Annotated in this window: 5 protein-coding genes, 2 tRNA genes, 5 rRNA genes and 1 pseudogene; 11 read left to right on the forward strand and 2 right to left on the reverse strand. The window is 52.7% G+C overall.

Going from position 1 to position 12,232, the window contains the following annotated elements; genetic code table 11:
* Positions 1-161 precede the first annotated feature (161 nt).
* The 5 genes and pseudogenes from ACEN9O_RS10610 to ACEN9O_RS10630 all read left to right on the forward strand — a co-directional run bounded on the left by ACEN9O_RS10610 (position 162) and on the right by ACEN9O_RS10630 (position 4,588).
* Positions 162-3,034, forward strand: a 23S ribosomal RNA gene (locus tag ACEN9O_RS10610).
* Positions 3,035-3,161: 127 nt separating this feature from the next.
* A 5S ribosomal RNA gene (gene rrf, locus ACEN9O_RS10615) occupies positions 3,162-3,274 on the forward strand.
* A gap of 146 nt (positions 3,275-3,420) precedes the next feature.
* Positions 3,421-3,546 (forward strand): annotated as a pseudogene (locus ACEN9O_RS10620) (IS256 family transposase); the annotation flags it as partial.
* Between the two features lie 79 nt (positions 3,547-3,625).
* Positions 3,626-4,102: a hypothetical protein gene (locus ACEN9O_RS10625; protein ID WP_495617515.1), complete on the forward strand. Its 477-nt coding sequence runs from the start codon at positions 3,626-3,628 to the stop codon at positions 4,100-4,102.
* A 318-nt stretch (positions 4,103-4,420) separates the two neighbouring features.
* Positions 4,421-4,588: a hypothetical protein gene (locus ACEN9O_RS10630; protein WP_495617516.1), complete on the forward strand. Its 168-nt coding sequence runs from the start codon at positions 4,421-4,423 to the stop codon at positions 4,586-4,588.
* Positions 4,589-4,649: 61 nt separating this feature from the next.
* Here the strand turns inward: ACEN9O_RS10630 and ACEN9O_RS10635 are convergent, their stop codons facing one another.
* Together ACEN9O_RS10635 and ACEN9O_RS10640 are read right to left on the reverse strand one after the other, a co-directional pair.
* Positions 4,650-5,180 (reverse strand): outer membrane beta-barrel protein, encoded by a 531-nt coding sequence (locus ACEN9O_RS10635; protein ID WP_495617517.1) that lies wholly within the window; start codon positions 5,178-5,180, stop codon positions 4,650-4,652.
* An 87-nt stretch (positions 5,181-5,267) separates the two neighbouring features.
* Positions 5,268-6,164: an AraC family transcriptional regulator gene (locus tag ACEN9O_RS10640; protein ID WP_495617518.1), complete on the reverse strand. Its 897-nt coding sequence runs from the start codon at positions 6,162-6,164 to the stop codon at positions 5,268-5,270.
* 187 nt (positions 6,165-6,351) lie between these two features.
* Between ACEN9O_RS10640 and ACEN9O_RS10645 the strand changes: the two genes are divergently transcribed.
* From ACEN9O_RS10645 to rrf (ACEN9O_RS10670), 6 genes are all read left to right on the forward strand, one after another.
* Positions 6,352-6,636 carry an SDR family NAD(P)-dependent oxidoreductase gene (locus ACEN9O_RS10645; protein ID WP_495617519.1) on the forward strand — a complete coding sequence of 95 codons (285 nt, stop codon included), beginning with the start codon at positions 6,352-6,354 and terminating at the stop codon, positions 6,634-6,636.
* A 375-nt stretch (positions 6,637-7,011) separates the two neighbouring features.
* Positions 7,012-8,539 (forward strand): 16S ribosomal RNA (locus ACEN9O_RS10650).
* A gap of 76 nt (positions 8,540-8,615) precedes the next feature.
* A tRNA-Ile gene (locus tag ACEN9O_RS10655) sits at positions 8,616-8,692 on the forward strand.
* A gap of 11 nt (positions 8,693-8,703) precedes the next feature.
* Positions 8,704-8,779 (forward strand) — tRNA-Ala (locus tag ACEN9O_RS10660).
* Between the two features lie 220 nt (positions 8,780-8,999).
* Positions 9,000-11,871, forward strand: a 23S ribosomal RNA gene (locus ACEN9O_RS10665).
* A 127-nt stretch (positions 11,872-11,998) separates the two neighbouring features.
* Positions 11,999-12,111 (forward strand): 5S ribosomal RNA (gene rrf / locus ACEN9O_RS10670).
* The 16S, 23S and 5S rRNA genes sit together here with 2 tRNA genes alongside, the layout of an rRNA operon.
* The last annotated feature ends 121 nt before the right edge of the window (positions 12,112-12,232 follow it).

The following is a 12,232-nucleotide window of genomic DNA, read 5'->3' on the forward strand; positions in this document are numbered from 1 at the left end:
GTTCTTTAACAATCTGGAAGAAGTAAGTAGATTTTTATGTATCGTTCTGCGGTAACACGCAGAATGATGGGTAATGATTGTATGTATCAACAAACGCAACAACGTAGTACTTCTTATTCCTATAAACGCTCCTTGTTTAGTCGCAGGGGCTAACGTTATAGGGACAAGTGAATAAGTGCACATGGTGGATGCCTTGGCGATTACAGGCGATGAAGGACGTAGTAGCTTGCGATAAGCTGCGGGGAGCTAGCAAACAAGCTTTGATCCGCAGATTTCCGAATGGGGAAACCCGGCCTTTTAGGTCATTGCATACTGAATACATAGGTATGCAAAGCGAACGCGGCGAACTGAAACATCTAAGTAGCTGCAGGAAAAGAAATCAACCGAGATTCCCAAAGTAGTGGCGAGCGAAATGGGATGAGCCTGCACGTTTTAGCATGACGCATAACAGAATCCACTGGAAATTGGAGCCATAGCGGGTGATAGCCCCGTATGTGAAATGCGATGTGTGGAACTAAGCGTGCGACAAGTAGGGCGGGACACGAGAAATCCTGTCTGAATATGGGGGGACCATCCTCCAAGGCTAAATACTCGTAATCGACCGATAGTGAACCAGTACCGTGAGGGAAAGGCGAAAAGAACCCCGGGAGGGGAGTGAAATAGATCCTGAAACCGTGTGCATACAAACAGTAGGAGCGGACTTGTTCCGTGACTGCGTACCTTTTGTATAATGGGTCAGCGACTTACATTCAGTGGCAAGGTTAACCAGATCGGGAAGCCGTAGAGAAATCGAGTCCGAACAGGGCGATAGTCGCTGGGTGTAGACCCGAAACCAAGTGATCTACTCATGGCCAGGATGAAGGTGCGGTAACACGCACTGGAGGTCCGAACCCACTAATGTTGAAAAATTAGGGGATGAGCTGTGGGTAGGGGTGAAAGGCTAAACAAACTTGGAAATAGCTGGTTCTCTCCGAAAACTATTTAGGTAGTGCCTCAAGTATCACCATCGGGGGTAGAGCACTGTTATGGCTAGGGGGTCATCGCGACTTACCAAACCATTGCAAACTCCGAATACCGATGAGTGCGAGCTTGGGAGACAGACGTCGGGTGCTAACGTCCGGCGTCAAGAGGGAAACAACCCAGACCGCCAGCTAAGGTCCCAAAGATTGGCTAAGTGGAAAACGAAGTGGGAAGGCTAAAACAGTCAGGATGTTGGCTTAGAAGCAGCCATCATTTAAAGAAAGCGTAATAGCTCACTGATCGAGTCGTCCTGCGCGGAAGATGTAACGGGGCTAAGCCAGTCACCGAAGCTGCGGATATGCGTAAGCATATGGTAGGAGAGCGTTCTGTAAGCCTGCGAAGGTGTCTTGTAAAGGATGCTGGAGGTATCAGAAGTGCGAATGCTGACATGAGTAGCGATAATGGGGGTGAAAAGCCCCCACGCCGTAAGCCCAAGGTTTCCTGTTCAACGTTCATCGGAGCAGGGTGAGTCGGCCCCTAAGGCGAGGCAGAGATGCGTAGCTGATGGGAAGCAGGTTAATATTCCTGCACCGTCGTATGATGCGATGGGGGGACGGATCGCGGAAGGTTGTCTGACTGTTGGAATAGTCAGTTTCTGGTTCATAGAAGGCGCTTAGGCAAATCCGGGCGCGTAATTCAAGGGACTGGGACGAGGCATTTAGGTGCTGAAGCAATCGGAAGTGGTTCCAAGAAAAGCCTCTAAGCTTCAGTCATACGAGACCGTACCGCAAACCGACACAGGTGGGCGAGATGAGTATTCTAAGGCGCTTGAGAGAACTCGGGAGAAGGAACTCGGCAAATTGGTACCGTAACTTCGGGAAAAGGTACGCCCTTGTAGCTTGGCTGATTTACTTCAGTAGGGTGAACGGGTTGCAATAAACTGGTGGCTGCGACTGTTTAATAAAAACACAGCACTCTGCAAACACGAAAGTGGACGTATAGGGTGTGACGCCTGCCCGGTGCTGGAAGATTAAATGATGGGGTGCAAGCTCTTGATTGAAGTCCCAGTAAACGGCGGCCGTAACTATAACGGTCCTAAGGTAGCGAAATTCCTTGTCGGGTAAGTTCCGACCTGCACGAATGGCGTAACGATGGCCACACTGTCTCCTCCCGAGACTCAGCGAAGTTGAAGTGTTTGTGATGATGCAATCTACCCGCGGCTAGACGGAAAGACCCCATGAACCTTTACTGTAGCTTTGCATTGGACTTTGAATCAATCTGTGTAGGATAGGTGGGAGGCTTTGAAGCGGGGACGCCAGTTCTCGTGGAGCCATCCTTGAAATACCACCCTGGTTCATTTGAGGTTCTAACCTTGGCCCGTTATCCGGGTCGGGGACAGTGCATGGTAGGCAGTTTGACTGGGGCGGTCTCCTCCTAAAGTGTAACGGAGGAGTTCGAAGGTACGCTAGTTACGGTCGGACATCGTGACGATAGTGCAATGGCATAAGCGTGCTTAACTGCGAGACTGACAAGTCGAGCAGGTACGAAAGTAGGACATAGTGATCCGGTGGTTCTGTATGGAAGGGCCATCGCTCAACGGATAAAAGGTACTCTGGGGATAACAGGCTGATTCCTCCCAAGAGTTCATATCGACGGGGGAGTTTGGCACCTCGATGTCGGCTCATCACATCCTGGGGCTGTAGCCGGTCCCAAGGGTATGGCTGTTCGCCATTTAAAGTGGTACGTGAGCTGGGTTTAAAACGTCGTGAGACAGTTTGGTCCCTATCTGCCGTGGGCGTTGGAAATTTGAAGGGGGCTGCTCCTAGTACGAGAGGACCGGAGTGGACAGACCTCTGGTGTACCGGTTGTCACGCCAGTGGCATTGCCGGGTAGCTAAGTCTGGAAGAGATAACCGCTGAAAGCATCTAAGCGGGAAACTTGCCTTAAGATGAGATTTCCCAGAGCCTTGAGCTCTTTGAAGGGTCGTTCGAGACCAGGACGTTGATAGGTCAGGTGTGGAAGTGCAGTAATGCATTAAGCTAACTGATACTAATTGCCCGTACGGCTTGTCCCTATAACCTTAGCAGGTTGTGGTGAATGAGAAGTGCGTTGTAACGTTCGTTGATACAACTTCATTACCCCATTACTTACTTTTTCCAGATTCGGAGCGCCGCTGAAAGCGTCGCTCGTACAAGTCAATGCCTGATGACCATAGCAAGTTGGTCCCACCCCTTCCCATCCCGAACAGGACCGTGAAACAACTCTGCGCCGATGATAGTGCTGCAACCAGTGTGAAAGTAGGTTATCGTCAGGCTAGTTATATAGAAAAGCCCCGCCAAGTGATCTTGGTGGGGCTTTTCGCATTCCGCGGCCATTTGTTCAGCGCAGCACTGCAGCGCTTCACTATAAAAAACCCCACCCGGTGATCCAGGTGGGGTTTTTTGCGTTTGGACTGATGATCGATTACTATTCCTGGCCTTGCGTAATATCGAGAAAGACTGGAAGATACCGCAGCGTACGTGGAATCTCGCTGCAAACCAGTTCGCCGTCATGTTCGGTGAGCGCTTCACCAGCGCGATTACCTAACTACGAAATTTTGCTCCGCACACAAAATTTCTGGCAGATCCCAATTCACCAGCCCACTTAACGCAATTCATTAATCCCCGTGAAAAACATACTCGCGTTGGTAACGACCCTTGGCCTTTTTGGCTGCGCCTCAATAAATACGCCAGCGCCTCTCGGCCCTGTAGGCTGCGCCTCATCAATCACTACGCCAGCCGATCCAGAGTACCTCGCTGTTGCTTGGGGCGCACTGCATGCCATCCAACGCATGCCAAGTACCTATTTCGTTGTCGGTCCCGACATCAATGCCAAGGCCAAATCGGCGCTGGCCGCGCTGGGTCGAATAGTTGTTGAACCCGATGCCATTGCGCGCAATGAGCGCTCCGAATCAATGCTGGACTATATATTCCTCAGCAAATTTGACGTTTGGGCAGAATCGGCGGTGTTTGAAACCACGAGTGACGTTGTGGCAGGTTCCAAGGGTGCGCCTGCGTGCGGATTGGGCGCCAAAGTCGCCATGTCGCGCAAGTCCGGAGCGTGGGAAGTCGTCTCCAACAACATATCCCTGTGTACACATTGACGGCTGCAAGACGAGCCTGACAGCCAAGAGGCAAGGACTACTTGCGGCGGGTTAATGGCTGCTTTGATCCTGAAGCCTTCGATCAGCGCATGACTAATGTGACGCTGCTGCGATGGACTGGAACGTTTGGGGCCGCAAATTGGAGTCATGACGGTGCTGATGCTGCTTATCAGATGGGGCTGCCACGTCCTGCTGTGGCGGAGCTCGTGAAACAGGCGCGCTGGCGCAAGCAGCTGCGCCGCCACCCGCTACTAGCCCTCGATGCGTTCGCGCGCTGCTGGGTACATGAGCACGTCTTTTTTGAAGCGGTGGGCAAGCTTGCCGCGCCGATCGACCTACGCGCAGTCGATGCCGCCCCTGGCTGCGCAGTTGGTGTCGGCCGCGCAGGATAGCGTGGTGATCGAAGCCGGGGCCAGGAGCGTGCTCAAGTCTGCGCTGAAAGTGGTGGGCATCAGTAAAAACGAGGAGCAGCAGCGGCAGGCCTGATTCAGCGGATCATCTCAGCCGCGTTGGCGCGGCTGTATCCGGGTGTGAGGCGTGAAGCACATCAGAACTGGTAACGGGCGCCGAAAGAATAGATCGATACTTCGCTCTTGCTCAGGTAGGTGCCTTCCAGACTCAGCGAGAAGTTGCGAGTGAATGCGTAGCGCACGCCGAGGCCGAGCACTGCGTCGGTGTCGGTGCGGTCGCTCATCGAGGTGCGGTTCGGTTTCATGGTTGTGCGGCCCACGCCGGCGCGGCCGAACAGGCTGAAGCGATCGTTCAGCGGCATGGTGCCGATGGCTGCAATGCCGTAATGCCGGTCAGGGTAATAGCCTGGCGACGAGATGATCGCTTGTAGGGGAATAAAGCTCAGGCTGCGGGTATAGGCTTCGAAGCCGAAGTTCGGCGTGTATTGGTAGCCAAGCGCGCCGCCGAAGGAGATGTCATTGCCGTTGGCGGCGTACTTGGATGTCACCGAAGTGCGGCCGGCGCTGATGTCGGCATACACGCCGGGTTCAAAGCCGGCCCCGGCGAACGACGGCGCGGCCGCTGACAGTAGTGCAAGCGCTGCAGCGCCGAGGATGGTGGGTCGCATAGCGTTCCTTATGATGATGGACTAATCGGGGTGGTATTAATTAATTTTCAATTCCACCAGAAACCGAATAGTATTCGCATATTGCCTTTAAAGCAATCTTGTTGGTTCGGCTGGCCGTATGGTCAGCAAACGGCGCATGGCGCTGGCTTCCTCGCCTGGGCTGCGGCCAAAGAAACGTTTGAATTCGCGGCTGAATTGCGATGGGCTTTCATAGCCGACCTGGGCCGAGGCCGATTGTGCGGTCATCTCACTGCGGGCCATCAGCAGCCTCGCCTGATGCAGGCGGGCGGATTTCAAATACTGAATCGGCGAGCAGTGCGTGACCGATTTGAAGTGCACGTGGAAGGCTGGCACGCTCATGTTCGCTTCCGCCGCCAGCATGCCGACGTCGATGTCGGCCGCGTAGTCCGCGTGGATGCGGCGTAGCGCCTTGGCGATCCGGCCGAACTGCCCCTGATGGGTCAGCGCCGCGCGCATGGCCGCGCCTTGTTCGCCCATCAGCACGCGGTAGCAAATCTCGCGCACGATGGCGGGGCCGAGCACACGCGCTTCCAGGGGCGAGCTCAAGGCTTCGAGCAGGCGCATCACGGTTTCACTCAGGCGATCATCCATGCGGGTAGTCATCATGCCCTTGGGCATAGCCGGGATTTCATTGTCGGTCTGGTCGATGGCGAACATGAGATCGGCCAGCGTGGTGCGGTCGACCCGTATCGACAGACCCAGAAACGGTTCTTCTGGCGTGGCGTCGGTGGTGCTGGTGAATGGCATGGGTACGGCGACCACCAGATAGTGATCGGCGTCGAACTGAAGCACATCGCCGCCAAAGTAGGCGCGCTTGCGCCCCTGCAGCACAATGGCGATACAGGGATCGGACATGGCCGGCGTTTTGGTGGAACTGCAATTCGAACGGGTCAGGCGGACGTCGTCGAGCGCGGACAGGGTGTAGCCCTCGTTTGGCGCCAACTGTTGATGCAGTGCGATCATGCGTTCCACGTCCGTGCCCTCCCATGCTGTGATGAATAGGAATGATCCATTATTCGCGCGTTCGTCGCCACCATCCTGGCGCGGATCTATAGGATTAGGCAAGAAGTACATAGGCATGTGCATTCGCGGCACGGGCCCGGTTCCGTAAGATGCAGTCTGGTGTTAATGCCACTGAAAGGACCGCGCCATGACAACCACAGTACAAACAATTCGTAAGGTGATTCTGATCGCCGGCGCCAGCCGTGGCTGCGGCCCGGCGACGGCTCGTCAACTGGCGGGCGAGGGGCATCATGTAGTCCTGGGTGCGCGCAGGTCAAACAAGCTGCATGCGTTGGTAGCGGAAATCCGCGCCGCCGGCGGCTCGGCCGAATGGTATGCCCTGGACGTATCGCAACCGGAGGAAATGCGTGAATTCCTGGCATTTGCCGAGGATGTGCATAAGCGCGTTGATATCGTGATTAATAATGTTTGACAGAATCGTTGCACCCTTGCTATAGTTCGCCCCCTCGCGGAACACAGTACATGTTGCTGAGTGAAGCGAGAAAAAGTAGGGGTTGACGAAACGATCTAAACGCTTCATAATCTTCCTTCTTCGCAACTGACAAACACAACGCTTTGTCAACGGTTGCAAGCAGTACCGAATTGAAGTTCTTTAAAAATTAACAGTCGATAAGTGTGGACGTTTGATGAAAGTGCACGCGCTGCTTCGGTAGCGTGAAACTTAAAATATCAAATGTTCACAAGAAGTAATGAAATAGGCGCTATGAAAATAGTGGCCTGTCAGTATTTTGAGTGAGCGACCCGTCAGCAATGACGGTGACACGCAAGTGTCAAATAAACAGAGATTAAACTGAAGAGTTTGATCCTGGCTCAGATTGAACGCTGGCGGCATGCCTTACACATGCAAGTCGAACGGCAGCGCGGGGCAACCTGGCGGCGAGTGGCGAACGGGTGAGTAATATATCGGAACGTACCCTGGAGTGGGGGATAACGTAGCGAAAGTTACGCTAATACCGCATACGATCTAAGGATGAAAGCAGGGGACCGCAAGGCCTTGTGCTCCTGGAGCGGCCGATATCTGATTAGCTAGTTGGTAGGGTAAAAGCCTACCAAGGCATCGATCAGTAGCTGGTCTGAGAGGACGACCAGCCACACTGGAACTGAGACACGGTCCAGACTCCTACGGGAGGCAGCAGTGGGGAATTTTGGACAATGGGCGCAAGCCTGATCCAGCAATGCCGCGTGAGTGAAGAAGGCCTTCGGGTTGTAAAGCTCTTTTGTCAGGGAAGAAACGGTGGGGGCTAATATCCCTTGCTAATGACGGTACCTGAAGAATAAGCACCGGCTAACTACGTGCCAGCAGCCGCGGTAATACGTAGGGTGCAAGCGTTAATCGGAATTACTGGGCGTAAAGCGTGCGCAGGCGGTTTTGTAAGTCTGTCGTGAAATCCCCGGGCTCAACCTGGGAATGGCGATGGAGACTGCAAGGCTAGAGTTTGGCAGAGGGGGGTAGAATTCCACGTGTAGCAGTGAAATGCGTAGATATGTGGAGGAACACCGATGGCGAAGGCAGCCCCTGGGTCAAAACTGACGCTCATGCACGAAAGCGTGGGGAGCAAACAGGATTAGATACCCTGGTAGTCCACGCCCTAAACGATGTCTACTAGTTGTCGGGTCTTAATTGACTTGGTAACGCAGCTAACGCGTGAAGTAGACCGCCTGGGGAGTACGGTCGCAAGATTAAAACTCAAAGGAATTGACGGGGACCCGCACAAGCGGTGGATGATGTGGATTAATTCGATGCAACGCGAAAAACCTTACCTACCCTTGACATGGCTGGAATCCCTGAGAGATTGGGGAGTGCTCGAAAGAGAACCAGTACACAGGTGCTGCATGGCTGTCGTCAGCTCGTGTCGTGAGATGTTGGGTTAAGTCCCGCAACGAGCGCAACCCTTGTCATTAGTTGCTACGAAAGGGCACTCTAATGAGACTGCCGGTGACAAACCGGAGGAAGGTGGGGATGACGTCAAGTCCTCATGGCCCTTATGGGTAGGGCTTCACACGTCATACAATGGTACATACAGAGGGCCGCCAACCCGCGAGGGGGAGCTAATCCCAGAAAGTGTATCGTAGTCCGGATTGTAGTCTGCAACTCGACTGCATGAAGTTGGAATCGCTAGTAATCGCGGATCAGCATGTCGCGGTGAATACGTTCCCGGGTCTTGTACACACCGCCCGTCACACCATGGGAGCGGGTTTTACCAGAAGTAGGTAGCTTAACCGCAAGGAGGGCGCTTACCACGGTAGGATTCGTGACTGGGGTGAAGTCGTAACAAGGTAGCCGTATCGGAAGGTGCGGCTGGATCACCTCCTTTCTAGAGTAGCACTGGTCTTCGGACTACTCATCAAGCGTTCACACTTATCGACTGTCAATATTAAAGAACAGCATTTGGGGCTGTAGCTCAGCTGGTTAGAGCACCGTGTTGATAACGCGGGGGTCGTTGGTTCGAGTCCAACCAGCCCTACCAGTCTTACCCATGGGGGATTAGCTCAGCTGGGAGAGCACCTGCTTTGCAAGCAGGGGGTCGTCGGTTCGATCCCGTCATCCTCCACCAAAAGTTCAAACGTAAGCATAGATGCTTAGGTTTGGTCTTTTAGAGATCAAGTGCTGTACGTTCTTTAACAATCTGGAAGAAGTAAGTAGATTTTTATGTATCGTTCTGCGGTAACACGCAGAATGATGGGTAATGATTGTATGTATCAACAAACGCAACAACGTAGTACTTCTTATTCCTATAAACGCTCCTTGTTTAGTCGCAGGGGCTAACGTTATAGGGACAAGTGAATAAGTGCACATGGTGGATGCCTTGGCGATTACAGGCGATGAAGGACGTAGTAGCTTGCGATAAGCTGCGGGGAGCTAGCAAACAAGCTTTGATCCGCAGATTTCCGAATGGGGAAACCCGGCCTTTTAGGTCATTGCATACTGAATACATAGGTATGCAAAGCGAACGCGGCGAACTGAAACATCTAAGTAGCTGCAGGAAAAGAAATCAACCGAGATTCCCAAAGTAGTGGCGAGCGAAATGGGATGAGCCTGCACGTTTTAGCATGACGCATAACAGAATCCACTGGAAATTGGAGCCATAGCGGGTGATAGCCCCGTATGTGAAATGCGATGTGTGGAACTAAGCGTGCGACAAGTAGGGCGGGACACGAGAAATCCTGTCTGAATATGGGGGGACCATCCTCCAAGGCTAAATACTCGTAATCGACCGATAGTGAACCAGTACCGTGAGGGAAAGGCGAAAAGAACCCCGGGAGGGAGTGAAATAGATCCTGAAACCGTGTGCATACAAACAGTAGGAGCGGACTTGTTCCGTGACTGCGTACCTTTTGTATAATGGGTCAGCGACTTACATTCAGTGGCAAGGTTAACCAGATCGGGAAGCCGTAGAGAAATCGAGTCCGAACAGGGCGATAGTCGCTGGGTGTAGACCCGAAACCAAGTGATCTACTCATGGCCAGGATGAAGGTGCGGTAACACGCACTGGAGGTCCGAACCCACTAATGTTGAAAAATTAGGGGATGAGCTGTGGGTAGGGGTGAAAGGCTAAACAAACTTGGAAATAGCTGGTTCTCTCCGAAAACTATTTAGGTAGTGCCTCAAGTATCACCATCGGGGGTAGAGCACTGTTATGGCTAGGGGGTCATCGCGACTTACCAAACCATTGCAAACTCCGAATACCGATGAGTGCGAGCTTGGGAGACAGACGTCGGGTGCTAACGTCCGGCGTCAAGAGGGAAACAACCCAGACCGCCAGCTAAGGTCCCAAAGATTGGCTAAGTGGAAAACGAAGTGGGAAGGCTAAAACAGTCAGGATGTTGGCTTAGAAGCAGCCATCATTTAAAGAAAGCGTAATAGCTCACTGATCGAGTCGTCCTGCGCGGAAGATGTAACGGGGCTAAGCCAGTCACCGAAGCTGCGGATATCCGTAAGGATATGGTAGGAGAGCGTTCTGTAAGCCTGCGAAGGTGTCTTGTAAAGGATGCTGGAGGTATCAGAAGTGCGAATGCTGACATGAGTAGCGATAATGGGGGTGAAAAGCCCCCACGCCGTAAGCCCAAGGTTTCCTGTTCAACGTTCATCGGAGCAGGGTGAGTCGGCCCCTAAGGCGAGGCAGAGATGCGTAGCTGATGGGAAGCAGGTTAATATTCCTGCACCGTCGTATGATGCGATGGGGGGACGGATCGCGGAAGGTTGTCTGACTGTTGGAATAGTCAGTTTCTGGTTCATAGAAGGCGCTTAGGCAAATCCGGGCGCGTAATTCAAGGGACTGGGACGAGGCATTTAGGTGCTGAAGCAATCGGAAGTGGTTCCAAGAAAAGCCTCTAAGCTTCAGTCATACGAGACCGTACCGCAAACCGACACAGGTGGGCGAGATGAGTATTCTAAGGCGCTTGAGAGAACTCGGGAGAAGGAACTCGGCAAATTGGTACCGTAACTTCGGGAAAAGGTACGCCCTTGTAGCTTGGCTGATTTACTTCAGTAGGGCGAACGGGTTGCAATAAACTGGTGGCTGCGACTGTTTAATAAAAACACAGCACTCTGCAAACACGAAAGTGGACGTATAGGGTGTGACGCCTGCCCGGTGCTGGAAGATTAAATGATGGGGTGCAAGCTCTTGATTGAAGTCCCAGTAAACGGCGGCCGTAACTATAACGGTCCTAAGGTAGCGAAATTCCTTGTCGGGTAAGTTCCGACCTGCACGAATGGCGTAACGATGGCCACACTGTCTCCTCCCGAGACTCAGCGAAGTTGAAGTGTTTGTGATGATGCAATCTACCCGCGGCTAGACGGAAAGACCCCATGAACCTTTACTGTAGCTTTGCATTGGACTTTGAATCAATCTGTGTAGGATAGGTGGGAGGCTTTGAAGCGGGGACGCCAGTTCTCGTGGAGCCATCCTTGAAATACCACCCTGGTTCATTTGAGGTTCTAACCTTGGCCCGTTATCCGGGTCGGGGACAGTGCATGGTAGGCAGTTTGACTGGGGCGGTCTCCTCCTAAAGTGTAACGGAGGAGTTCGAAGGTACGCTAGTTACGGTCGGACATCGTGACGATAGTGCAATGGCATAAGCGTGCTTAACTGCGAGACTGACAAGTCGAGCAGGTACGAAAGTAGGACATAGTGATCCGGTGGTTCTGTATGGAAGGGCCATCGCTCAACGGATAAAAGGTACTCTGGGGATAACAGGCTGATTCCTCCCAAGAGTTCATATCGACGGGGGAGTTTGGCACCTCGATGTCGGCTCATCACATCCTGGGGCTGTAGCCGGTCCCAAGGGTATGGCTGTTCGCCATTTAAAGTGGTACGTGAGCTGGGTTTAAAACGTCGTGAGACAGTTTGGTCCCTATCTGCCGTGGGCGTTGGAAATTTGAAGGGGGCTGCTCCTAGTACGAGAGGACCGGAGTGGACAGACCTCTGGTGTACCGGTTGTCACGCCAGTGGCATTGCCGGGTAGCTAAGTCTGGAAGAGATAACCGCTGAAAGCATCTAAGCGGGAAACTTGCCTTAAGATGAGATTTCCCAGAGCCTTGAGCTCTTTGAAGGGTCGTTCGAGACCAGGACGTTGATAGGTCAGGTGTGGAAGTGCAGTAATGCATTAAGCTAACTGATACTAATTGCCCGTACGGCTTGTCCCTATAACCTTAGCAGGTTATGGTGAATGAGAAGTACGTTGTAACGTTCGTTGATACAACTTCATTACCCCATTACTTACTGATTCCAGATTCGGAGCGCCGCTGAAAGCGTCGCTCGTACAAGTCAATGCCTGATGACCATAGCAAGTTGGTCCCACCCCTTCCCATCCCGAACAGGACCGTGAAACAACTCTGCGCCGATGATAGTGCTGCAACCAGTGTGAAAGTAGGTTATCGTCAGGCTAGTTATATTAAAAAGCCCATCAAGTGATCTTGGTGGGCTTTTTTTCGTCTGGGCTCTTGTATTGGCGCCATTAAAAATAGTTAACGTGTACTATTTGGTAATTATTTCGATGGGGAGACA

It is taken from the genome of Duganella sp. Dugasp78 (genome assembly GCF_059491455.1).